Below are 22485 nucleotides of genomic sequence, written 5' to 3'. Positions count from 1 at the left end.
TGGTGATACTCCTCCTTGTTCAATTTGAATATCTGCGTTGTTAATGCTGTGAACGTGGATCAAGTGCATCCTGAAGCCCGTCTCCAAGTGTGTTGAACGCCAGCATGGTGAGCGATATCATCAATCCGGGGAAAAATAGGCGCCACCATTGACCGCTTAAAATAACGCCGAGCGAATCGTTAGCCATCGTCCCCCAGCTGGCCGAAGGAGACTGAATTCCCAGACCGAGAAAGCTCAGGAACGATTCGGCAAAGATAGCTGACGGAATAGTGAACGTCAGGTTCACGATAATGATAGCCGCTGCATTCGGCAGCAGATGCCTGAAAATGATGCGTGAATGAGATGTTCCCAGGCTACGGGCTGCCAGTACATATTCCTGCTGCTTGAGCTGTAGGATTTGCCCACGTACTACCCGGGCCATGCCGACCCATCCGGTAATAGATAAAGCAATAATCATCGTGAGCAGGCCGGGCTTCATAATGACGAGCAGCAGAATGATGACCAGCAGATAAGGAATGCTGTACAAAATTTCAATAATCCGCATCAGGACATTGTCAATTCGGTCGCCCATTTTACCATGGCCTGCACAATAACCAGCTACACAGCCGACGAGAATGCCAAGTACCAAATCAATGGCAGCAGCAGCAAAACCGATCATGAGTGAAATTCTAGCCCCGGCCCATGTTCGTGCCCATACGTCCCTGCCTAGATCATCCGTGCCAAACCAGTGCTCTCCCGAAGGAGAAAGATTTGTCTTCAAAAGGGACTGGTCACTGGGAGCATAAGGAACCATGGAAGGTCCGACAATCGCCAGCACAATAATAATGATAAGTAGGGAAAGCCCCAACAGAGCAAGCTTGTTGTTAAAAAGTCTGCGAAGCCGATCCCGCCATGGTGACTCTTGGGGTCTGGTCAACGTGGGGGTGGGCATCTGACTGCGGTCTACAAGACTAAAAAGGCTGTCCTTTTCGACAGTAGGTGCTGCTTTCATGTTAATCTCCTTTGCTGACTAATTTGATTCGCGGATCGACAAGGCGATAGGAAATATCAATTAAAAATAAGGTGACGACCAGAATGGCACTGTAGAAAATGGTCGTACCCATAATGACTGGATAATCCCGGTTAAAGATACTGTCTACAAAATATTTGCCGATGCCGGGAATGGCGAATATTTTTTCGACGACAAAGGTACCTGTAATCACGGAAGCGAATAGCGGTCCGATAAAGGACAGCACCGGAATCATTGCATTACGTAGTCCGTGACGAATGACTACTGCCCAAGAGGACAACCCTTTCGCTTTGGCGGTGCGTATGTATTCCTCATGCATGACCTCCAGCATACTTGTCCGCATAAAACGGGCGATAACAGCAAGAGGGGAAACAGCGAGAGCTAGCGATGGAAGCACCGTATGCTGCCAGGTTCCCCATGAGGCGACCGGAAGCAGATGCCATTTGACGGCAACATACTTGATTAACAGTGGTGCCAATATGAAGCTGGGTACGGAAATACCTACAATGGCGATAAACATCGAAATATAATCCAGTGGTCGATTATGGTGTAAAGCAGCCAATGTTCCAAGTGAAATGCCAGCTATAATCGCAACCACGATGGATTGAATACCCAGCAGTGCAGAAGGTGGAAAGCCTCTGGCGATAAGCATATTTACGTCGGTTGTTTTCGATTGAATAGACGGCCCCATATCCAGCACGAGCAGATTTTTGAGATACAACACATACTGCACCGCGAGCGGCTTGTCCAGATTGTACCTAGCACGCATGTTTTGCAATACGGCCTCCGGAATCGTCTTGGAATCGTTCGAGAACGGATCTCCCGGAATGATGTGCATGATAATAAACGTTAAAGTGACGATAATCCATAACGTAATGAGCATCGTGAAAAGACGTTTTAAAATGTACATGGGACTTTATTTCTCCTGTCTTTCAAGCTGATTTACATTCTATTGCTGCTGAATCTTTGAAATTAATAAAAGTATATAAGAATACTAGGAAATAATAAAACGGATAAGTTAACATGTCAAGGTAAGGTTTTACATTATAGAACACAGGTCAAATTTCCGTCACAAGTTTTCCATTTTTATAAGGCTAAGATTCCGCTGATTCCTCTCGACGAGTATCCTGCGGTATGTTATGATGATACTCTGATAACGTGTTAACGAACTAAAGCGTTTGCCACCTGTTCTTGAATCGGGGGTCACCATTGTTGGAGGGGAATAAGATGAGAAAAGCAGCCATGTTTACGATGATGATTGGGTTGATTATGATCGTGTTGGCCGGATGTTCCGGCGCTAAGGATAACAGCAAGTTGATTATTGGAATTGATGATAAATTCGCGCCGATGGGCTTTAGAGATGAAAATAATGAGCTGACCGGTTTTGATATTGATTATGCGAAGGCGGCAGGGGAACAAATGGGCAAGCAAGTGGAATTCCAGCCGATTGACTGGTCTGCCAAAGAATCCGAGCTGAACAGTGGACGTATTGATCTCATTTGGAATGGATACACCATTACAGATGAGCGTAAGGAAAAAGTACTGTTCACGAAGCCATATCTGAAAAACAGTCAGGTCATTGTTGTTCCAGCTACCTCCAGTCTTTCCAAGCTGGCTGATCTGGCGGGCAAAACGGTGGGACTCCAAACGTTGTCCTCAGCAGCCGATGCATTAGATGCGAATCCGATTAAAAGTAAATTGAAGCCAGTGTCTGAGTACCCGGATAACGTTCTTGCTTTGACAGACTTGAAAACCGGTCGCCTGGATGCAGTTGTTATTGATGAGGTTGTTGCCAAGTATTATATGTCCAAGGAACAAGGGACGTATAAGCTGCTTGATGAATCACTGGCCCCTGAGGAATACGGCATCGGCGTGAAAAAAGGGAATGAAGAGCTGTTGACGCAGCTACAATCTGCTTTGGATGAGCTACACAAGAACGGAAAAGCAGCTGAGATTTCAAAAAAGTGGTTCGGTGAAGATAAAGTATTAAATTAATACGTAATGTAATGAACTAAGGGTTTAGGAGTCGAAGGTTATGAGTATGGAATATATTTTACGAATTATGAAGCCTATGCTTGAAGGGGCACAGATGACGGTTATTTTATTTTTCATTACGCTCATCTTGTCTATTCCGCTGGGATTTATCGTTACGCTGCTGGCTAAAAGTCGGTTTAAGCCTATTGCCTGGCTGATGCACACGTACATTTATGTTATAAGAGGCACGCCGCTTCTGCTGCAATTATTGTTCTTTTGTTTTGGTTTGCCGATGTTACCTGTTATTGGCGAGTACCTGGTACTGGACCGGACAACGGCTGCGGTACTGGCGTTTGTACTGAATTATGCGGCTTATTTTGCAGAAATTTTTAGAGGCGGGATGTTGTCGATTGATAGAGGGCAATACGAAGCTTCGCAAGTGCTGGGCTTGAGCAAGTCGCAAACGCTGATTAGAGTCATTGTGCCGCAAATGGTACGGATTGCTTTGCCTGCGGTAACCAATGAAGCGACAACCCTGGTGAAAGATACGGCTCTGCTGTATGCGGTAGCGGTACCGGAACTGCTGCATTTTGCTAATACAGCTGTAAACCGCGATTTTACGATTGTGCCTTATGTTGTAGCGGCCGTTATTTATTTGTTGATGGCTTTGGTGCTTACCATATTCTTCAGAGCGCTGGAAAAACGTTTTAAATTTGAGTAAAAGGAATGTCAGATATGAACACAAACGCAATAGAAGTAACCGATTTGAAAAAATCGTTCGGCCAGCTCGACGTTCTGAAAAGAGTGAGCTTTAATGTTAAAGCGGGCGAGGTTGTAGCTGTTATCGGTCCTTCAGGTTCAGGAAAAAGTACCATGCTTCGCAGCTTGGTGCATCTGGAGGATGTGACGGGCGGAACAATTCGCATCCATGATAAAGCACTGGTGGAAAATGGTCACTATGCTCCGGCAGGTGATATTAAGAGCATTACTACCGGAATGGGCATGGTGTTTCAACATTTTAATCTGTTCCCTCATTTGACGGTGCAGGATAATCTGGAACTGGCTCCAAAGCTGGTGAAAAAGGTGAGCAAGGCTGAGCTGCGACGCCAGAGCGCCGAGTTGCTGGCTAAAGTCGGCTTGGCGGATAAAGCGGATGCGTATCCGTCCCGATTATCGGGGGGACAGAAGCAGCGTGTAGCGATTGCCCGGGCAATGATGATGAACCCTGATATTTTGCTGTTTGACGAGCCAACCTCGGCCCTTGATCCCGAGCTGACAGGCGAGGTGCTGCGAGTGATCAAAAAGCTGGCTGAGGAGCACATGACGATGGTCATCGTGACGCACGAAATGAATTTCGCGAGGGATGTGGCGGATCGCGTCATTTTTATGGACAACGGAGAAATTGCGGAATCTGGTACACCAGAGCAGATTTTTGGCAATCCGCAGCTGGAACGGACAAAGGTGTTTTTGAATCGGGTGGAGGCTTAAAAACATAGTTCTTTCCAGGGGAGGCGCTGTGCGTGCAGATTGTTCTTCCGATCGCTGTTGCAACGGGATTTTTTCATTTATATGACACCTGGTAAGGTTAAAATCCCGTTGCAAAGGCGAACGCTCCGCTTCTTCAGAACAATTCTGCCCGCTCCGCTCACCGACCACTGTGCATGTAATATGTTTTTAAGCAGGAAGTGTGAGTAGGAATAAGAGAAAGGGAGATGGCAAAGCGCCATCTCCCTTTTGCAGTTGCAGGACGTACTGCAAACTGGGCTTGTTTAAGCTGATAAAGCACTCTTTTCTCAATCATTTTCCTTATCGTTTATGACCAGCAGCTCATTCTTTCTCACTGCTGAATACTTCAATCATCGTTAATGCCCCCGTCCGATAACCGTGGATGAACGCTGCTGCGGAGTGCAGGGAAGTTGACTCGCTTAATAAATCAAACATGACTTCAATTTGCTCAAAATCGACTGCTGGTAACTCATTTTTTAACATTTCCATAAGGTCGCTAATTTTTTGATTCACTTTTTGAGATTCAGGGTCGGTTGACTTTACTTGTTCACTGGGACGCCATTTTCCATAATACATATCCTCCAAAATCATTTTTTATCCTGCCTCCTATGAATACTGATTATTTATTAAGTTGAGCTTAAGATGTACATACAGCGCCACTACGCGGTCGGATGGTGCTTCCCATCACTGTTGTGCCCGGATTTCTTAATCAAGCTAAGAAGGTTGAAACCCGAGCACAAAGGCGAACGCTATCGCTTGTACAGCACCATTCCACCCACTTCGTTTTTATTCAACTTGTTGTACTCTTCAAATAAACTTTATGCGAAAAACGCATAAAAATCAATATGCAGTTTTCGCATGAAGTAAACTTTGCTTGGGTGATGAGCAATGTATAAGAGAATTCGCGATTTACGTGAGGACAAAGACTTAACACAACAGAGCATGGCAGACTTTTTACATATCTCACAAACGACCTACTCTCGATATGAAAATGGAACCTTGGACGTTCCAAGTGTTGTCTTAATCAAATTGGCAGATTTCCACAAAGTAAGTATCGACTTTATTCTTGGTCAGACAGATAATCCTGAACGTTGTACAGGAAGAAAAGAATAGCATAGCATGCAAAATAAAGCTTTATGTTGACCACAGAGCTTTATTTAAATATTCTGTTATATGCTTATCTGGAAAATACCAACTTTAATAAAACTAATTTGGCAGAATATATCTGCCCCAATTGAGAGTTTTGCATATGAATTAATTTTGTGGGCGAGCCAACTTTCTTTTTATGCTAAAAACGCATAAAAATCAATATGCAGTTCTCGCATGTTGTAAACTTTGCTTGGGTGATGAGCGGTGTACAAGAGAATTCGCAGTTTACGTGAGGACAAAGACTTAACACAACAGAGCATGGCCGACTTCTTACAAATCTCACAAACGACCTATTCCCGATATGAAAATGGGAACCTGGACGTCCCGAGTGTTGTCTTGATCAAGTTGGCGGATTTCCACAAGGTGAGTATCGACTTTATTCTTGGTCAGACAGATAATCCTAAACGTTACAGGTAAAAAGGCATAACATGCAAAATAAAGCTCCCGTGATGATTCACAGGAGCTTTATTACTGGAATTATTCATTAAATCGGCGCATTATAACCGTGTTGTGGTACTTACAATAGGACAGCATTTTGTCCTTTTTTAATATACCTTCGATCTCAAACTCCAGTTTTTATACTGAAGTATATTCCTTAAAATAGACATTTTTAGAAATATTGGATTAGTTTTGTTTCTATAGAATGGTCTAACTCCGCTAAATTATTGTCGTAGGCAATTAGATGTGAATGTAACAGTCGTTCTTTTGCAGAAAACCAGTCTTTATGTTCTCTGTATTTATTAATCGAAATATTGTTGATCTTTTCTAACGCTTTAAATAGAGACTCTATCATATTGCAGATACAAACTATCAATTCAAAAAATATTTGATATGTGTAAACTTCAACAAAAAGTAATCCCATGTAAGTCCCTTGAAATTGAGAATTCGGGTGGACAAACTTGCTTAGACGTTGATACAGTTTACCCTCCTTTTTTATGTCGATTGGATAGGTATTGCTTTGGTTGTACCTATCGGTTGCATACCATGTTTTTATACTATTTGGTTTTCTAGTAAAGGTATCGAGCAACCAAATTGTTTCATACCCCTTGCGAATTATTAAAAAGCATTCCTTTTCAAAGGCATTACTCAGTAGCTTATACGAGGCTACCGCTAAATTTACAAAATCTGATGATAAGTTAAATAGGGCATGCTTTAGATACGAATACTTCATGCGTGTAGGTTTGGAATTTTCGCATAAATCTTTAACTGAAAGCAATAGATTGATATTACTCCAGAAAAAATCATCGCATTCGGTTTCAAGAAGGTTCCTAGCTTGGTTTGCATTGTAGTCATAAAATTCTCTTAGATTAATAGTCACCACACCATTCATGATTTTTTTCAATTAACCTAAATATGGCATAAATTGCTAAGTAATGAAAAACATACCGTTACAGACAGCACGGTTAACCGTATCATAAGTGACGACAACAGTTTAAGAAAGACCTAAGTTTTCAACTAACTATAGCGACCTCTCATAGCGAGTTCAATCTTTCTTCAATTTTAGAGTCAGACTACGTTTCATCGACAAAAAATTCTTTTAACTTCCAGTTTTGACTGATAAATTAAGCATATATTTGTTTCTTTTGTTCTGACACTGAAGTATTATCCTTTTGTGAATCAGAACTAACATGGACATAATAAACAATATTTTTGATTAGTAGTATATATTTTTGCAAATAAAATATTAGTTGGAAATGCAGTAGGAGTTTGAATGCAGACTAAGGTGGTAAAGGTGAGCTTTGAGGTCTGTCCGCAAGATGTTTATCCCATGTTTTTCGATATGACGATTTTTCCCCGCTTCTGAAGCTCTTCGCTTTTGCGGTACGCCTGAAGCAGGCCTTGAGCAGTAAAGGGATAGGTCTTATCGATGTGGATATTCAGCTTGTTCTTTTGTATTTGGCGAACAATGGCTTCAAAATCGGCACGGTTGGGTTTTGCCTGAAAGAAACGTGCGTTAATGCCCCGGACCTAATGCTACTACTGATATATAGGTGCCGCCATCCTTGATGACCGAGTAGTTTTTCTCTCCGATATCTCCCGGTAGCCCGGTGCCGAAGATGGATGGGTCCATAGCGAAGTCCAGCACGATATCGACAGGCTCGGTTATTTGGGCGGCAAAGTCGACTTTCGTGTAGTCGAACACCTCGTCCGCACCGAGTCCTTTGACGAAATCATGGTTATAGTCCCTCGCGGTTGCGATAACATATGCTCCATGTTGCTTGGCCAACTGTACCGCCACATGTCCCACGCCCCCGGCTTGAACAAGGATGCGCTGCCCTGGTTGCAGACGGCCATGCTCGAATAGCGCTTGCCAAGCTGTCAGGGCAACTGTAGGCACGGCGCCTGCGAAGGAAAGATTCTCCGGAATAACGACAAGATGATCTTCCTCCACCGCAACATAGTCCATGTAGGAACCCCTCGGAACCATGCCCATGACACGACCCCTCAGCTTGAAATGACGTACTTTTTCACCAACCCCTTTTCCCTTCGTATACAACAAGTAGGGCTTAGAGTTATTTATGTTTAGTTTCTAGCAACTCTTTCTTGCTGTACGAGTATTATTATAGACGATATCAATTTATTCTTAGCAAGAATTAGGAATATTATAGTCCAAAAGGTTGATTTTATCCTTGTAATACAGGTATATTGATCTATGAACAAGCGAACTAGCAGATCTTATACCAAGGAGGAAGATGTATGGGGCACGTTATTTCTTTTTTAAATATGAAAGGTGGAGTAGGTAAAACAACGCTTTGTCGAGAAATAGCATATTACTTACAAAATAACGGTAAGAGAGTCTTGGTGGTCGATGTAGACCCTCAGTCCAATTGTACTCAATCTCTTTTTGAGAAGTTTTCCGTAGAGACAGTCAATGATGAGGGAGCTAAACTGGGGGGCATGCCAACGATCCAAAATATGTATGAGTCAAAACTAGTGAATATTCAAAGAGAGAACGTTATTTTAAACTTGACGGAAAATCTTAGTATAATTCCTGGTGACCTTTCTACTGTTTTTATGGAAAGAGAAGTAAACAGTAAAAACGAACAAAGACTCCTCACTTTGATTGATCAGTGGGAATTGAAGAGAGACTTCGATTATATCTTTATAGATTGCCCCCCTACATACTCATTTTATACAGTTTCTGCGTTACTAGCCTCAGATTTTTATCTAGCTCCAGCTCAACCAGATTTGTATTCTATTTTGGGTCTTGACTTACTTAACAGTGTAGTAGAAAACTTTAAAAATGAAGATCAAGCTGCTTTGATGAAATCCAGAAGCCTCTCCTGCCTGGGAGTAGTATTAACTAAGGTGGATCTTGATGGAGGCGTCACTAAAATAATCAATAGCATAGATACTTTTGCGGAGAATAAAGGAGTATATAGATTTAAACAAGAATTTAAGTACATGCCCAAAATCGCAACTAGCCGAATGGATACTTTTGTAGGCGATAGAAATGATGCTGCCTTGTTGCAAACAATACAGAACATTTGTGAAGAATTTGAAGGGAGGATAGCAGAAGCTAATGGACAAGAAAACTCTATTCAACAAGTTTAAAGAAGTTAAAAAAATACAAAATGAGAACACTCTAAGAGTAAATATGTATGGGTATTTGTCTGAGATCATTCTTTCTACTGAGCTATTCACGAGTAACAAAGATTTACCCAAATTCTTTCAATTCGTCAGTATAGATCATAAAGAATACCTTTATTCTAATCGCACGTCGTTAATCGCTATGACGATTAGAAGAATGCAAAGGATGGATATAAAAGAACTTATGATTTTACAATCCAAAGTCATGGATTTTTTGTTTGAACATGATAATGATATCAATGAGCCTGTTATCAATTCCAGAAAAACAAATTCTTCTGACGATTACGTTAATGATATTGTGAATAAATATAGTCGAGGTAAATAGTTGCTATGTCTAAGGAAAATGAATTAAGCCGTTATAAAGAGTTTATTAATATGCATTTCCCTTCAAACGTATGGAGTTCAAAACAAGGAAGAATAAAATCAATAGGAACACTGCATTCTGTAGCCTATGATAATATGATTCTAATTGAAGTTTTCCAAGACTGGATTGAGGAACAAGACTGCCAGTGTCATAAAGAATTTTTAAATAATTATAAAGAGTATATAAATTCGATACTTATTGCTATACCAGTCAATCACGTCGGTTTTGTAGGATACCTCATTCGATCAGCTGTAGAATCATTACTGAAGTTGCTTTACTCGATAGCATATCCTGAAAAGGAACAAGAAACTATAGCTCGAACTGCTTTTAGAAATTTGAAAGATGAATTAAAAGAGGCATACAAAGCAAAAGGGAGCGCAAAGCTTCCTCAACTCGCACAACTTTTTTCGCTGTATGGTACATATTCAAAAGAAGTTCATGCTCATGTAACGAATAATTCTAACGCTTTAGGTACACTTGACTATTATATAGAAAATTATTTTGAAAAAATGAATCACAGTGTTAAAGATGTGAAGACCATATTCAAGTTGTTTATTGAACTTATTTGCGAAGCGATAAGCTTTAACGCTCTTGAACTTACTCTTGCTTCATCTCTTCGTTTGGAGAGAAATTTAGACCCTGAGATTTGGGCAATCATTAAAAGTTGAGCAGTAATCGTTACAAACGTATAACAGAAGACTAAGGTAGATGTAGTATCTACTCTGACTGCAAGGGGCACCATTAAATTGTTGTTGATTTTACTTAATTAGCCGTTATAATGGTTGAATCTTTTCAATGATGGAAATGGTGTTGGTGGTTCATCTTACGGGAAACGTTAGTTCAATACAACAGCGGCAGTCTAAGACTTTATGGTCTGGTCCTAGTCAGTCGCTGTTTTATTTTCACGGTTCAATGCTAATATGTAGTATCCCAATTCCCTAAAAAGGGCGATGACTTTACGGCAGTTGGTCAGCGGAGCGGGCAACCTATTTCTAAGCAGGAATTATGAGGGAGAATAAAGCAAGGGAGATGGCAAAGCGCCGTCTCCTTTTTTGCAGTTGCAGGGTATAGCAATAGATCTAATATCGGCTACTTCATTTCTTAATTCATGAATTCATTTCTAAATTTGCGAAATTCTTTAGGTGTTTTATTATAATGTTTTTTAAAAGACTGAATGAAGTGATTTACGTGATTGAAGCCCGCTCTGTGGGCTATTTCAGTGATGGTATATTGTGTTGAGGTTAGTAATTCACTGCTTTTCTTGATGCGGTATTTAATCAAATAATCATAAGGTGTCATATGAATGGTCCTCTTAAAACTACGAGTGCACTCTGAAACACTTAAATGTGCTACAGCAGCAATTTCTTGCAGGGTTATGTTGTTGGAGTAGTTTTGATGAATAAAGCTAAGCATCAGTTGAAGTCTTTCCTGTTGCAGCTTCATGTATTTAGGTGCTTCCTCAGAAGAAAGCGAAATATTAGATATTAAGATGAACCATAATTGTGCTGTTTTGATGGCTACTTCATATTCCCACCCCCAACTTTTTTTCATATCAAACTTCTGTTTCATATCCCACAGCATTTGTAGTATTTGAATTTGCCATTCAGCATCTCCTTTAATTACAAGTGACAGTAAGGAAGAGTTTGTATAAGGCAGTACATAATTTTTTTCCATCGCACTATCCGCATAAAAGGCCAACAGCTTCTCTGGAAAATTAAAGCTGACATATTGACCGTGATGTGAAAGCTGGGTAGTCACGTGAAGAACACCCTTATTAATTAAAATAGCTTGACCTGTGTCTAATTCATGATCAATCCCGTTCACTTGTATAACAAGTTTTCCCTTAGTAACCAAAGTGATCTGTAGTTCTTCATGCCAATGTAAATCGTTAAATCCTCTACCTTTAGGAATACTTTCATGAACCGAATGGGTGTACATGATGTATGGAAATGAAACATCGGGATAGAGAATGGTCTCGTGCAGTTGTTTTTCCATTGAAGAAAGATTCCTTTCTTATGACGATATTCCTATATAAATGAAAGATATACTTACACAAAATAAATAAAAGCGGTGATATTATTATACTCAATTCAGTTTATTATTCAATTGTTCTGTGCACAGACAATGGGTCAAAAACATCTGAGAGGGTCATTATGAAAATAAATAAAACATCGCTATCTTTGAATCCGTATTTTTTACTGTTCATCAGTATTTTGTCGGTTTCCGTCTCTTCCATCATGATAAAATCTTCACATACTCCAACCTCCGTGGCTGGAATGTATAGATTGTATATGTCAGTCATATTAATGCTTCCTTTTGTACCCTGGAAAATGCTCCGCACCTCAGATATGACCAAAAAAGATTGGGGTACCGTTTTCTTGGCTGGTCTTTTTCTCGGATTACATTTCTTATTCTGGATGGAATCTTTGGTATATACCTCAGTTGCGAGCTCCATGGTCATCTTATCCTTGCAGCCTTTATTCGTAATGATTGGTTCATACTTTATGTTCAGAGAACGAGTAAACCTATTCACTATTTTTTGCTTGATCGCTGCTCTTATCGGTTCAATCATTATAGCTTGGGGAGACATAGGGACTTCGAAAGGGGCATTAATCGGAGATGGGTTATCCCTATTAGGAACAATCTTGGTTTCGGCTTATATGATAGCAGGACAGAAGGTAAGCCACAAAATAAGTGCAAATTTTTATAGTGTGATTGTCTTTTTTCTTGGCGGCAGTGTCCTGCTAGTCTACAATTTGGTGAATCATTATTCCTTGATCGAATATGACTCGTCGGATTGGACGTATTTCTTATTACTTGCAGTAATTCCAACTATTTTTGGTCAATATATTTTTAATCTGCTGTTGAAGTCAATGGGGGCAACTACGGTGTCAGTGGGTATTATTGGAGAGCCTGTTCTCGCCATACTTCTCGCCTACTTATTCTTGGGAGAAATCATGTCTGCATTTCAATTCATAGGTGGAATCATGACTTTATTCGGTATGGGGATGTATTTTTGGGCAAAATCGCTAAAGTTTGCGGTTGCAAAATATTAAAATTGTTTACGGTTTATCGTGAAATTTAAGAAAATAATGAGGAGAATACTTACATGGCAACGATTGATGATTTTTTGAAACTCGATGTTCGGGTTGGAACTATAATTAAAGCTGAGTTTTTTGCAGAAGCTAAAGTACCTGCTATGAAACTTGAAATCGATTTTGGACAAGACATTGGAATAAAAAAATCGAGTGCACAAATTACAAAAAGATATGTGGCCAAAGAGATTATAGGGGAACAAATTATAGGTGTAGTCAACTTTCCTCCTCGACGGATAGCAGGCTTTAATTCAGAGGTATTAGTCCTTGGAGGTATCCCCGAAAAAGGGGACGTGGTTTTATTGAAACCAGATATTAAACTACCTGATGGAACGCCTATTGGATGACAAATCGTTCCTTTTTCATCTGTATCCTTTTCATAAAAGAAGGTAATTGGTTGCAAGTATAGAATTATTACCTTAGAAAACTACTAAATTTTGGAGGCTGGTAGCATGTCTGTAGTAGCTCAATATCTTCAGGAATGGCTAAGGCACAGATTGGTGTTGCAAGAATTGGTTGAAGTGATACCTGATGAACATATTGACTTTAAACCCTGGGACAATGCGATGCCTATGGGTTCCCTAATCGTTCATATAGCCAGTTCTATGGAGATGTTCGTGAAAACCGTCAAAAATGGTACCTTCACTCCACCGACAAAAATAGATCAATATCACACAATAGCCGATGTACGCAACATCGTCGATCAATTGACGGAGGAAACAATCCGAGAATTGAAGGAATTAAATGCTCAACAGCTAGAAAAGGAGATTGAATTTAGGAACTTTCTCGGCACTGGGAGCTTCTGGCTATCCACGGCGAAAGACCATGAGATTCACCATAAAGGTCAATTATTTACGTATGTACGAATGGTTGGAGTAGAAAATGTACCTTTTATGATTAAGCAACCGCCTCAAAGTAAAAACTAACGTTCGATGTATTATCTAGCGAGCACCAACACCTCAAACAGTAACTTCATAAATATAATGAAACGGCAGCCATAAAAAACGGCTGCCGTTTTCTCCATTAACGAGCAGTTGTATCCTAATGCCTCCCCATAAGTTTAGCTTACTCTGAGAGCGGGATATCTTCTTTTGATTGGGTATTTGAAGAAGGCTTTTTATCGAATGCCAATAACAAGATCAGTCCGATGATACATATTACACCTACCCATTGAAAAAAACCAAAAGGCTCTTTTAACCAAAACACAGTTGTTAGAACAGCAGCTAGAGGTTCCAGACTACTTAGAAAGCTTGTTTCTTTTGGTGAAAGACTTTGTAAGCTTTCTATATAGAACCAAAATGCGATCATTGTGCCGAATATGATCACGAACGCTAGATATAAATAGGTGTCTAGTGTCAAGGCTTTAAAATCGACCTGCCAAGGTGGATGAATCAAGCTTAATCCAAAACCGCCGATAACCATCGCCCAACCCACAATAACTAGGGAATCGTATTGCTTCAGAAGAGGTATTGCGTATAAGGTATAAAAAGCCAGGGCTATTGCTGATAAGATCCCCCAAACAATTGCGACCGTCGGAACGGATAGCTGAGAAATGGAGCCGTTTGTTAACAAGAAGAAACAGCCCACTAAAGCCAGCAAAATCGCTGACAGATCCTTTCGTGTGAAGACAGTGTGCTTTCGCAGAATTAAATAAATGATAATCATTATAGGCGCTAAATACTGTAATAGTGTCGCTACAGCAGCATTACCTCGTTGGATCGATGCCATATACGTATATTGAACTGACAGCATACCAACCAAACCGTAGACAACGAGTTGGAAAGCAGTCCTTCTATTTTTCCACACACCCCATATTTGTGTACGGTCTTTTATTAAAAATTGAAGGGCCAAGAGTAAAACACCAGCTATGAGCAAACGTGTTGTTACAAGCCAATTGACATCGATTTGTTGAAAAAGTTTTTTTGCAACGGTCCCACTGATCCCCCAAAATATAGCTCCTGTGATAACAAGAAATAATCCTGTTTTTCTAGCTGATTTATCCATGAATGTTCTCCACCTTGAAATATAATAATAGTGTTATAATAGGTGAAAAAAATTTTAAATTATACCTGAATTTGATGTTAAAATATAAATATATTGAGGTCGTGATGATTTGCAAATAAAAGATTTCATAATTGGCCAAAACCTAAAAGAACTAACCGAGCATCGGACGGTCGTACTACCGGTTGCATGTTATGAAACAACGATTAGCCAAAATATACATGGATACATACCACTTCATTGGCATGATGAAATTCAATTTGTTCTGGTTGTAAAAGGGGAGGCGATCTTCCAAATAAATGAGGATAAACGAATCGTACGACAAGGTGATGGGTTATTTATAAATAGTGGCTGCCTACATATGGCGGAAGATCAGAATCAATCGGGTTGCGTCTATGTCTGTTTAAATGTTTCTCCTCATTTCGTTTTATCACAAGAGCTTTACACACCTTACGTAGCTCCTTACATTCAAGCGACAAATTTACCTTATGTATACATAGATTCTGACGAGCTTTGGGGGAAAAACATTTTAGATGCCATGTTGAAGATTAATCAATGTATTCAACATAAATCTCCATACTATGAAATCGATATTACGATGTATTTAACATTAATTTGGAAAAACCTAGTCATGAATGGCTTTCCATTAGAATACGACCAGGTGGAAATGGTAAAGAATCAACGGATCAAACAAATGTTAAACTGGATCTATTTGCATTATGCTGAAAAAGTCACATTAGATGATATTGCAAAAGCTGGTCAATTGAGTCGTTCTGAATGCTGCCGATATTTCAAACGAATTTTAAAGGTAACTCCGTTGAATTATGTAATGGATTATCGGATTCAAAAAAGCTTAGTCTTATTGCAACAAGCAGAATCTAACGTTACAGAAGTTGCCTATAAGGTTGGATTTAACAGTACCAGCTATTTTATAGAAAGATTCAGAAAAGCGATGAACATGACACCATTAGCCTACAAAAAATTAAAAATGGATGATTGATATTCAGGGCTTTTTTATCTACCACGCTAAGTAGCGGCGGAATCTAAAAAGACAGGATCGGTTAATGTCCTTATCCTGCCTTCTTGCATGTTATATGTTTTCTACTGTACTAAATGATCCAGCTCTGGCTGCAATCTGTTCCGCAGAACATACAGCATAATAGCTCCAACAAGGAACGCGACGGCATCCGCAATGACGAGCGACCAGACCACCCCGTGGAAGCCACTCATTCGATTGGCGATGTATAGCACGGGGATCAGGGTAATTCCCTGTATGACGGACATAATAAACGCAGCGGTTCCCTGCGCCGTTGCTTGGAAAATCCCCGTAAACAACGTGGTCATCCCCGTAATGAACAAGGATAAGAAGGTCACATGCAGAATGTAGCTGCCCATTACAATTAATTGCGGGTCATTGGTAAATAAACCAATTAGATGGTCGGAAATCAGATAGACGATGATGCCAAACACGACTGCCAAGGCCAAAATCGCTTTGATTGTAAATCCAATGGTTTGTTTCATTCGTAATTTATTCGCTGTAAAACTAAAGGCAATCAATGGTACAACACCCTCGCATAAGCCCATCAAAATAAACTCAGGAAATTGTAATAAACGTGAGGAAATTCCGTAAGCCGCTATGGCCTGATCCCCATACTCGACAAGAAAATGGTTAAAGACGAGTGACATTGCACCCATGAAGAGACTCATAATAAACACGGGAACTCCGATTTTGAATACATTGCTCAGAATATCCTTGGTAGCCTTGAACCATTTTATGGAGATGGTTAAAAATTGACTCTTATATCCCATATGGAAGGCGTAGAATATACTCGCAACCACATTAGAAATAACCGTAGCTGACGCAACGCCGATCACGCCCCAATGGAAAACGAAGATGACCAGCGCATCGAGAATAATATTCACGACAACACTGAGTATCATACCGATCATCGACGTAATTGCAGCACCCTCCGAGCGCACGATATTCTCCAGTGTGAAGAATAATACGACGAATGGCGAACCTATAAGCATAATCGTGACATAGTCCTTCGTGAAGCCGAAGGAGTCAGGTGTCGCCCCCAGACCCTGAACGAGTGAATCGATCAACGGGAGACCAAGGGCCATCAAGATAAGACCGAGAACTAAACTGCTGTAAAAGGCGAATGAAGACACATTCTTTACATCAGCATACTTTTTCTCTCCCAGCAATCGGGAGATAAATGCACCGCTGCCGATGCCAACCAAATTTCCTATCGCCATAATGGCCGCGAATAACGGCAAGGTTAGTGCGAGTGCGGTTAACATGGCGGTATTGTGGAGAGTGCCAAGGAAATAGGCATTTAAAATGGAATAGATGACACTCATTGACGTACCTAGCATCATCGGTACAGCGAAGTGAGCTACGGCTTTAGCGATCGGTGCTTTTTCAAAGTAATGGAGGTTTTCTGCATCCATGCGAGTCACTGCTTTCTTTATTTATTTGGCCTAATCTAACACCGTTAGATTGAACCTTACAGTGTTAGATGTTATCATGAATTAATAAATCTGTAAAGAATAAACTTACACTGTTAGATTAAAGGGCGGATAACCGATGAAAAAGCAGCAACCTCAGATTTCGGAAGATAAGATCTTAGAAGCTTCGTGGGAGCTTCTAGGGGAGGATGGTATCGAGAAATTCAGCTTGAGACGATTGGCCGATCGGCTGGGGATTCAGGCTCCCTCTCTATATTGGTACTTCAAAAGCAAGCAGAATCTCTATCAGCGTCTGGCCAACCAGGTATCGAAAACGATTCTGGAGGAGTTTCATTCCGAGGGGGACTGGAAGGAGCAACTGAGGGAGCTGGCGGTAACGATGCGGAGTGTACTGTATCGGTACCCCTGCTCCACGCAGCTCATGATGATGACGCTGCCCCACGAACCGGACATCATCCGGTTCACCAACCGTATGCTGCTCTGCGTGGAGTCGGCGCCGCTTGAGCAAGAGCAGAAAATGCAAGTGGTTACAACGCTTGTGAACTATGTCTCCTACTTCGTCCTGGACGATTATCAGCATGAACGTAATGTCTCCGCGATCCTTAAGGATAAGGGCAAGGGAGCACTTTTGGGTGAAGAGATGATTCACCTTCTGGATTCCATGAGTGAGACAGAAGTAGGACTATTCCGGCGGATGTTCAAAAATGGGCTGTTCGAGCTGATGGGAACCGATAGAGCATTTGAGTTCGGATTGAAGCTGATTTTGTTGGGGATTGAGCAGGTGATCAAGGAGCAGGAAAGTAGTATGTAAAAAAACAGCCCATCCATTAATGGATGGGCTGTTTTAATTAGGTTTGCGTTTACCCTAAATTGTTATTGAATATATAACTTTATTCCCCACTATAGCAGCTCAATATAAATTTTTTGAAAAAATTTCGTTGCAACAGCGAGCGGAAGCACAATCTGCACGCGCGCGCTCACTTCCTTCGTCGTAACTCATCCCACGACACAATTAGGTTGAAATCCTATATAAATCGGTTGAAAATGTTGATTTTACCAATGGACAAGGCTTTGTACAATAGAGTTGTAGCGCTTACATTTCCAAGGAGGTTGTGGCGAAATGAAGAGACTTCAGGTGATTGACAAGCAAATCAGGACCCCGAGATCGAAAAGGAGGCCGTGTTGATGAAATTTAAGGGAATATTGGCGGCATTTTTGTTTTTAACCACAGCGTCTGTGTTGTTTGGGGCGCATACGGCAGAGGCCCATGAGCTATCTAATGACAAGCTGACAATCCAGACAGGAGAGCATGGGGAAATTTCATCTATTCGTATCAAAGGAGATGCTTTTCCGACGGAATATGTCATGAACGCATCGGTGACACCTGAGCAGAACACGGCAGATCATCAGTGGCTAGGGGAGCTGATGTTCACGTACCGACTGGATGAAGGTAGCTGGACGAAGGCATGGACGAATAAGTCGGCAGACGCACGCAAGATCACGACCAGCGGCAACCGTGTTACGGTCACGTATGAGAACTCAAATAATGCAGAAGGCATACGTAATTTTAAGGTCATTGAAACCTATTCGGCGGAGTCGAATGGTTCAGTGCTGTGGAACATACAGGTACAGAATACGAGTGGCAAAAAATTAGAGATTGGCGATTTTGGATTGCCGTTACCTTTTAATGAGCAGTGGACCTACGGTGATGCGATTTACGAAACGAGAGTCGTGACGCATTCCTTTGTCGGCAATAACAGCTCCTATATTACAGCTGGGCGTCCCAGCGGCATTGGTTCTTCCCTATTATTGATCCCTGATTCCACCACAGGTGCTGGGTTTGAGTATCAGGATCACTGGCGGGATGAAGAGCATCCAGGCAGCAAATGGGCCTGGAATCCGGCCAACGAAGGCAAATGGCTGGAGGGATTGAATGTATTTTATATTCATTCCAATGTCATCAAGTCCACCAACCGTGGATATTTACCCAACACGAGTCTAATCCTGAATCCCGGTCAAAGCAAAAACTATGGCTTCAAGTTTCTGGCGGTGAAGGACGAGCATGATGTAAAAGATACGTTGTATCAAGAAAACTTGGTGGATACTACAGTCGTACCAGGCATGATTGTGCCTACGAATCAAAAGGCGAAGGTGGATCTGCGTACCAAGCAAACGATCAACAAGGTGACCTATCCAGACGGAACCGTTATTCCGCAGACGGATAGCAAGGCCGGAGGACACCACATTTATGAACTGAAATTTACTAAGCTGGGCCCGAATTTCATTACGGTGGAATACGGCAATGGCAGCAAAACGGTTTTGCAATTCTATGCCATCGAACCGATTGATCAGGCGCTACAACGGCACGCTACCTTTATGGTAGACAAAACCCAGTGGAACGTGCCAGGTGATTTGCGCGATAAGGTATTTGACGATTGGATGATGCATACCAAATCCAAACGCAACATTTTCAACGGCTATTGGGGCTGGGGGGACGATTGGGGACTGACCCACGGACAGTTCCTGGCTGAGAAAAATACGCTTTCTCCAGTCGCCAAAGAGGTGCGGGCCGTAGACGATTATTTGGAGACGGCAATTTGGACGAATCTGATGAATGGACATCATGAGGACTATTTAATTCATGATTTCCTGATGCCGGAGCCGAATGATACACCGACCTACCGGGGATATGCATACCCGCATGTATACAACACGTATTTCAGTATGTATAAGATTGCCAAGGAATACCCGGATCTCGTCACTTACAAGCATCCGAAGGAAACCTATTTGCTGCGGGCCTATAACATTTTCAAAGCATTATATGAAGGACCCGTTGCGTACAACTGGGAAACAGGTTTGATGGGCGAGCTGACCACACCGGATATTATTCAGGCCCTTCATGATGAGGGCTACGATGATGAAGCGAATGATCTCAAGGAAAAAATGGATCGTAAGTATAACAATTTTAAAAATACAAAGTATCCTTACGGTTCTGAATATAGCTACGACAATACAGGCGAAGAGGCTGTATATACGTTAGCCAAGCAGAATATAGATACAGAGGGCGAGCAAAGTAAAGCCCTGGAAATGATGGGGAAAATTAATGCCAAAACTCGTGCGTCACGCGGTCATATGCCTGTATGGTACTACTATACCGATCCGGTGACGATTACCGGGGAGAACTGGTTTAACTTCCAGTACACGACTTCACTTGCGGGATATGCGATGGATGACTGGATTCGTCATCATGAGGACAATCATCGCGAGGAGCAACAACGGCTGTCCTATGCTGCCAAAATTGCCAATGTCGGAGCGATTAACTCCGGGCAAATCAGCTCGGACCCTGAGAACATCGGGGCGGTCGCATGGACGTATCAAGCGGAAAAAGGCAATAACGGAACAAACGGCACCGGCGGCGGTAAAAACGTCCCGCTCTTTAACGGCTGGCGCGGCATGAGCGGTGAGGCTGACCTCGGATTGTTCGGTGCACTTAAAACCTTAAGCGCGGATATCGCGGTTGATCCGATATTCGGATTGACGGGCTACGGTGCAGAGGTGAGCAAAAGCGGTAACGTGTATACGATCAAGCCGCTGGACGGTTTGTTCAAACGGGTCAATTTGATTACGGAAAAGCTGTATATCGAGCTGGAAAAGGATCAGTATACAGAAGCCAAGCTGGCAACATCCAAGGATAATGTATGGCTTCAATTGAAAAACCAAACGCCGGGCCAAGCTCATTCTACGTACGTTACATTTGATGGTTTAAAGAAAGGAACGTACCTGGTTAAAGTGGGGGGACAATCGCAAGGCAAGTTTAATGCGTATGCACCAAGCAATAAGCTTAAATTGGAAATTGGTACAGCATCCTCCTATACGGTAGAGCTGACACCAACCACACCAGATCCCAACAAAGCACCTGTCGTTGATGCAGGCAAAGATTCCAAGGTGAAGCTGCCAGATCAGATTATTCTGAAAGGTACGGCTACAGATGATGGGCTTCCGCAAGGAAAAGTGACAAGTGAGTGGAGTCTGGTTGAAGGACCACAGAATGCGAAGGTCACATTCAGCAGCAAGACATCAATACGTACGAAGGTGGATGTTTCCGAGCCAGGAACGTATATCTTCAAGCTGACAGCCAGCGATTCCCAGTTATCAGGAGAGGCTAAAGTAACTGTGATCGCTGAACCGGCGGCACCGTTACCTGAACGGCTTGCCGTTTACAAGTTTGACGAAACAAGCGGTGCTCTTGCTGTGGATTCATCAGATAGCGGCAATGATGCTACCGTTAAGGGGACCGTGGCATGGGCTGCGGGTAAAACAGGCAATGCTGTCAGTCTGAACGGCAAGGACAGCTATGTGCAGCTTCCGGCGGGAATTGTCAGTCGGGCACAGCAATTGACCGTATCCGGCTGGGTCAAAGCGAACAGCCTGAGCGATTATGTGCGGATTTTTGACTTCGGCTCCGGGACCAATGAATATATGTTCCTGACCCCTAAAGCCGGGAACCGGATGCTATTTGCCATTACGAATCAGGGTAACGGGCAAGGACAGGAACAGACGATTGATGCCCCTGTATTGCCGACAGGCGTATGGAAGCATGTTGCGGTCACGCTTTCGGGCTCCACAGGTATTTTGTACGTGGATGGGAAAGAAGTGGGACGCAATACCAATCTGACCTTGAATCCAACCAGTCTGGGACAGACGAAAAATAATTTCATCGGTAAGTCCCAGTACCCTGATCCATATTTCAATGGTCTGGTGGATGACTTCCGGATCTACAGCCGCGCATTGAATGCAAACGAGGTGGCAGGTCTGGCCTCTGGTACAGCACAGAGTCTGGTGGCAACTGAGGACATCACTGCGTTAAAAGAGGTGAGTGTAACCACTCATGTGGGTGAAAAACCTGAACTGCCAAGCGTAGTGGAAGCTACGTATGGAGAAGGCTCCACCAAATGGGTAGCTGTGGAATGGGAGGATATGGACCCTGCACAATATGCTGCTCCAGGTTCGTTTGAATTGAAGGGCAAGGTGGAAGGGACGGAGTTGAAGGCAATAGCCAAGGTGACCGTAATTGAGGCAGGGGCCGTGGCTTCACCGGCAACATCAGTTAGCCCGGGGACTTCAACAACTCCGCCAACTACGACATCCCCGGTAACATCTGTCTTGCCGCCTCGGCTTATCAGCCCAGCTAAATCAGTGGGGGTATCCTAAGTGGGAGGCAACAACGCATAGTTATGGCTAATCTTTCCCATCGTCACTTTCTTCCTGCAAAGGGGAGAGTGGCGATGGGTATCCTTGCATTTGAGGTGCAAAGCTGCGAACAA

The 22485-nt window shown here is 42.2% G+C and carries 23 protein-coding genes; 14 read left to right on the top strand and 9 right to left on the bottom strand.

Annotation, left to right across the window (positions count from 1 at the left end; genetic code table 11):
* Window positions 1–40: 40 nt before the first annotated feature.
* Both MMB75_RS15960 and MMB75_RS15955 read right to left on the bottom strand, forming a co-directional pair.
* A complete protein-coding gene (locus tag MMB75_RS15960) occupies window positions 41–991 on the bottom strand; it encodes an ABC transporter permease (RefSeq protein ID WP_045244152.1) in 951 nt (316 codons plus the stop codon).
* A 1-nt stretch (window position 992) separates the two neighbouring features.
* Window positions 993–1919, bottom strand: a complete 927-nt coding sequence (locus MMB75_RS15955; RefSeq protein WP_045244151.1) for an ABC transporter permease — start codon at window positions 1917–1919, stop codon at window positions 993–995.
* A gap of 317 nt (window positions 1920–2236) precedes the next feature.
* Between MMB75_RS15955 and MMB75_RS15950 the strand changes: the two genes are divergently transcribed.
* Genes MMB75_RS15950 through MMB75_RS15940 form a run of 3 tightly spaced genes read left to right on the top strand, consistent with a single transcriptional unit; the run spans window position 2237 to window position 4471 of the window.
* Window positions 2237–3004 carry an amino acid ABC transporter substrate-binding protein gene (locus MMB75_RS15950; RefSeq protein ID WP_045244150.1) on the top strand — a complete coding sequence of 256 codons (768 nt, stop codon included), beginning with the start codon at window positions 2237–2239 and terminating at the stop codon, window positions 3002–3004.
* A gap of 40 nt (window positions 3005–3044) precedes the next feature.
* Entirely contained in the window at window positions 3045–3704 is a 660-nt protein-coding gene (locus MMB75_RS15945) for an amino acid ABC transporter permease (RefSeq protein ID WP_016821454.1), read from the top strand.
* 14 nt (window positions 3705–3718) lie between these two features.
* Window positions 3719–4471: an amino acid ABC transporter ATP-binding protein gene (locus MMB75_RS15940; RefSeq protein WP_017426316.1), complete on the top strand. Its 753-nt coding sequence runs from the start codon at window positions 3719–3721 to the stop codon at window positions 4469–4471.
* A gap of 339 nt (window positions 4472–4810) precedes the next feature.
* Here MMB75_RS15940 and MMB75_RS15935 read toward each other — a convergent pair whose 3' ends face one another.
* Window positions 4811–5080: a DUF6809 family protein gene (locus MMB75_RS15935; RefSeq protein ID WP_016821452.1), complete on the bottom strand. Its 270-nt coding sequence runs from the start codon at window positions 5078–5080 to the stop codon at window positions 4811–4813.
* 297 nt (window positions 5081–5377) lie between these two features.
* Here MMB75_RS15935 and MMB75_RS15930 point away from each other — a divergent pair, with 297 nt between their 5' ends.
* Together MMB75_RS15930 and MMB75_RS15925 are read left to right on the top strand one after the other, a co-directional pair.
* The gene (locus MMB75_RS15930) at window positions 5378–5602 is read left to right on the top strand and encodes a helix-turn-helix domain-containing protein (protein WP_016821451.1); all 225 of its coding nucleotides are present in this window, start codon (window positions 5378–5380) and stop codon (window positions 5600–5602) included.
* Window positions 5603–5842: 240 nt separating this feature from the next.
* Entirely contained in the window at window positions 5843–6055 is a 213-nt protein-coding gene (locus MMB75_RS15925) for a helix-turn-helix domain-containing protein (protein WP_014280031.1), read from the top strand.
* A 193-nt stretch (window positions 6056–6248) separates the two neighbouring features.
* Here the strand turns inward: MMB75_RS15925 and MMB75_RS15915 are convergent, their stop codons facing one another.
* The 3 genes from MMB75_RS15915 to MMB75_RS15905 form a co-directional block, all read right to left on the bottom strand.
* Window positions 6249–6968 (bottom strand): hypothetical protein, encoded by a 720-nt coding sequence (locus MMB75_RS15915; protein ID WP_016821450.1) that lies wholly within the window; start codon window positions 6966–6968, stop codon window positions 6249–6251.
* Window positions 6969–7399: 431 nt separating this feature from the next.
* Window positions 7400–7534: a zinc-binding dehydrogenase gene (locus tag MMB75_RS15910; protein ID WP_230681856.1), complete on the bottom strand. Its 135-nt coding sequence runs from the start codon at window positions 7532–7534 to the stop codon at window positions 7400–7402.
* A 58-nt stretch (window positions 7535–7592) separates the two neighbouring features.
* Entirely contained in the window at window positions 7593–8066 is a 474-nt protein-coding gene (locus MMB75_RS15905; RefSeq protein WP_230681851.1) for a zinc-binding dehydrogenase, read from the bottom strand.
* Between the two features lie 269 nt (window positions 8067–8335).
* On the opposite strand from MMB75_RS15905, the gene MMB75_RS15900 reads away from it, so the two are divergent.
* From MMB75_RS15900 to MMB75_RS15890, 3 genes are read left to right on the top strand one after another with little or no spacing between them, the layout of a single operon-like run.
* A complete protein-coding gene (locus tag MMB75_RS15900; RefSeq protein WP_016821448.1) occupies window positions 8336–9193 on the top strand; it encodes a ParA family protein in 858 nt (285 codons plus the stop codon).
* On the top strand, window positions 9162–9554 hold the full coding sequence (locus MMB75_RS15895; RefSeq protein WP_016821447.1) for a hypothetical protein: 393 nt from the start codon (window positions 9162–9164) through the stop codon (window positions 9552–9554). The genes MMB75_RS15900 and MMB75_RS15895 overlap by 32 nt, the downstream gene beginning before the upstream one ends.
* 5 nt (window positions 9555–9559) lie before the next feature.
* Window positions 9560–10261, top strand: a complete 702-nt coding sequence (locus MMB75_RS15890; protein WP_029514411.1) for a hypothetical protein — start codon at window positions 9560–9562, stop codon at window positions 10259–10261.
* A gap of 433 nt (window positions 10262–10694) precedes the next feature.
* Here MMB75_RS15890 and MMB75_RS15885 read toward each other — a convergent pair whose 3' ends face one another.
* Window positions 10695–11588 (bottom strand): AraC family transcriptional regulator, encoded by an 894-nt coding sequence (locus MMB75_RS15885; RefSeq protein WP_031462982.1) that lies wholly within the window; start codon window positions 11586–11588, stop codon window positions 10695–10697.
* A gap of 158 nt (window positions 11589–11746) precedes the next feature.
* Between MMB75_RS15885 and MMB75_RS15880 the strand changes: the two genes are divergently transcribed.
* The 3 genes from MMB75_RS15880 (at window position 11747) to MMB75_RS15870 (ending at window position 13614) form a co-directional block, all read left to right on the top strand.
* Window positions 11747–12649, top strand: a complete 903-nt coding sequence (locus tag MMB75_RS15880; RefSeq protein WP_031462983.1) for a DMT family transporter — start codon at window positions 11747–11749, stop codon at window positions 12647–12649.
* A gap of 53 nt (window positions 12650–12702) precedes the next feature.
* Window positions 12703–13035 (top strand): chaperone CsaA, encoded by a 333-nt coding sequence (gene csaA, locus MMB75_RS15875; RefSeq protein WP_031462984.1) that lies wholly within the window; start codon window positions 12703–12705, stop codon window positions 13033–13035.
* A gap of 105 nt (window positions 13036–13140) precedes the next feature.
* The gene (locus tag MMB75_RS15870) at window positions 13141–13614 is read left to right on the top strand and encodes a DinB family protein (protein WP_016821442.1); all 474 of its coding nucleotides are present in this window, start codon (window positions 13141–13143) and stop codon (window positions 13612–13614) included.
* Between the two features lie 139 nt (window positions 13615–13753).
* Here the strand turns inward: MMB75_RS15870 and MMB75_RS15865 are convergent, their stop codons facing one another.
* On the bottom strand, window positions 13754–14692 hold the full coding sequence (locus MMB75_RS15865) for an EamA family transporter (RefSeq protein ID WP_031462985.1): 939 nt from the start codon (window positions 14690–14692) through the stop codon (window positions 13754–13756).
* Window positions 14693–14801: 109 nt separating this feature from the next.
* Here MMB75_RS15865 and MMB75_RS15860 point away from each other — a divergent pair, with 109 nt between their 5' ends.
* Window positions 14802–15689: an AraC family transcriptional regulator gene (locus tag MMB75_RS15860; protein ID WP_045244149.1), complete on the top strand. Its 888-nt coding sequence runs from the start codon at window positions 14802–14804 to the stop codon at window positions 15687–15689.
* 101 nt (window positions 15690–15790) lie between these two features.
* Here the strand turns inward: MMB75_RS15860 and MMB75_RS15855 are convergent, their stop codons facing one another.
* Window positions 15791–17143: an MATE family efflux transporter gene (locus MMB75_RS15855; RefSeq protein ID WP_016821439.1), complete on the bottom strand. Its 1353-nt coding sequence runs from the start codon at window positions 17141–17143 to the stop codon at window positions 15791–15793.
* A 136-nt stretch (window positions 17144–17279) separates the two neighbouring features.
* Here MMB75_RS15855 and MMB75_RS15850 point away from each other — a divergent pair, with 136 nt between their 5' ends.
* Both MMB75_RS15850 and MMB75_RS15845 read left to right on the top strand, forming a co-directional pair.
* On the top strand, window positions 17280–17972 hold the full coding sequence (locus MMB75_RS15850; protein ID WP_045244148.1) for a TetR/AcrR family transcriptional regulator: 693 nt from the start codon (window positions 17280–17282) through the stop codon (window positions 17970–17972).
* A 374-nt stretch (window positions 17973–18346) separates the two neighbouring features.
* Window positions 18347–22372, top strand: a complete 4026-nt coding sequence (locus tag MMB75_RS15845; protein WP_045244147.1) for a DUF5695 domain-containing protein — start codon at window positions 18347–18349, stop codon at window positions 22370–22372.
* Window positions 22373–22485: the final 113 nt, after the last annotated feature.

The organism is Paenibacillus sp. P2(2022), from assembly GCF_029522175.1.
GTDB lineage: Bacteria > Bacillota > Bacilli > Paenibacillales > Paenibacillaceae > Paenibacillus > Paenibacillus polymyxa.
Note: the sequence above shows the minus strand (reverse complement) of the source record. Positions and strands in the feature narration are given on the sequence as shown.

Excerpts from the sequence above, each read along its gene's own strand:
- MMB75_RS15845 (WP_045244147.1), top strand. The coding sequence starts at position 18,347 with ATGAAATTTAAGGGAATATTGGCGGCATTTTTGTTTTTAACCACAGCG.
- MMB75_RS15890 (WP_029514411.1), top strand. The coding sequence starts at position 9,560 with ATGTCTAAGGAAAATGAATTAAGCCGTTATAAAGAGTTTATTAATATG.
- MMB75_RS15930 (WP_016821451.1), top strand. The coding sequence starts at position 5,378 with ATGTATAAGAGAATTCGCGATTTACGTGAGGACAAAGACTTAACACAA.
- MMB75_RS15850 (WP_045244148.1), top strand. The coding sequence starts at position 17,280 with ATGAAAAAGCAGCAACCTCAGATTTCGGAAGATAAGATCTTAGAAGCT.
- MMB75_RS15895 (WP_016821447.1), top strand. The coding sequence starts at position 9,162 with ATGGACAAGAAAACTCTATTCAACAAGTTTAAAGAAGTTAAAAAAATA.
- MMB75_RS15905 (WP_230681851.1), bottom strand. The coding sequence starts at position 8,066 with ATGGTTCCGAGGGGTTCCTACATGGACTATGTTGCGGTGGAGGAAGAT.
- MMB75_RS15960 (WP_045244152.1), bottom strand. The coding sequence starts at position 991 with ATGAAAGCAGCACCTACTGTCGAAAAGGACAGCCTTTTTAGTCTTGTA.
- MMB75_RS15865 (WP_031462985.1), bottom strand. The coding sequence starts at position 14,692 with ATGGATAAATCAGCTAGAAAAACAGGATTATTTCTTGTTATCACAGGA.
- csaA (WP_031462984.1), top strand. The coding sequence starts at position 12,703 with ATGGCAACGATTGATGATTTTTTGAAACTCGATGTTCGGGTTGGAACT.
- MMB75_RS15935 (WP_016821452.1), bottom strand. The coding sequence starts at position 5,080 with ATGATTTTGGAGGATATGTATTATGGAAAATGGCGTCCCAGTGAACAA.
- MMB75_RS15900 (WP_016821448.1), top strand. The coding sequence starts at position 8,336 with ATGGGGCACGTTATTTCTTTTTTAAATATGAAAGGTGGAGTAGGTAAA.
- MMB75_RS15915 (WP_016821450.1), bottom strand. The coding sequence starts at position 6,968 with ATGAATGGTGTGGTGACTATTAATCTAAGAGAATTTTATGACTACAAT.
- MMB75_RS15950 (WP_045244150.1), top strand. The coding sequence starts at position 2,237 with ATGAGAAAAGCAGCCATGTTTACGATGATGATTGGGTTGATTATGATC.
- MMB75_RS15880 (WP_031462983.1), top strand. The coding sequence starts at position 11,747 with ATGAAAATAAATAAAACATCGCTATCTTTGAATCCGTATTTTTTACTG.
- MMB75_RS15855 (WP_016821439.1), bottom strand. The coding sequence starts at position 17,143 with ATGGATGCAGAAAACCTCCATTACTTTGAAAAAGCACCGATCGCTAAA.
- MMB75_RS15885 (WP_031462982.1), bottom strand. The coding sequence starts at position 11,588 with ATGGAAAAACAACTGCACGAGACCATTCTCTATCCCGATGTTTCATTT.
- MMB75_RS15945 (WP_016821454.1), top strand. The coding sequence starts at position 3,045 with ATGAGTATGGAATATATTTTACGAATTATGAAGCCTATGCTTGAAGGG.
- MMB75_RS15955 (WP_045244151.1), bottom strand. The coding sequence starts at position 1,919 with ATGTACATTTTAAAACGTCTTTTCACGATGCTCATTACGTTATGGATT.
- MMB75_RS15940 (WP_017426316.1), top strand. The coding sequence starts at position 3,719 with ATGAACACAAACGCAATAGAAGTAACCGATTTGAAAAAATCGTTCGGC.
- MMB75_RS15870 (WP_016821442.1), top strand. The coding sequence starts at position 13,141 with ATGTCTGTAGTAGCTCAATATCTTCAGGAATGGCTAAGGCACAGATTG.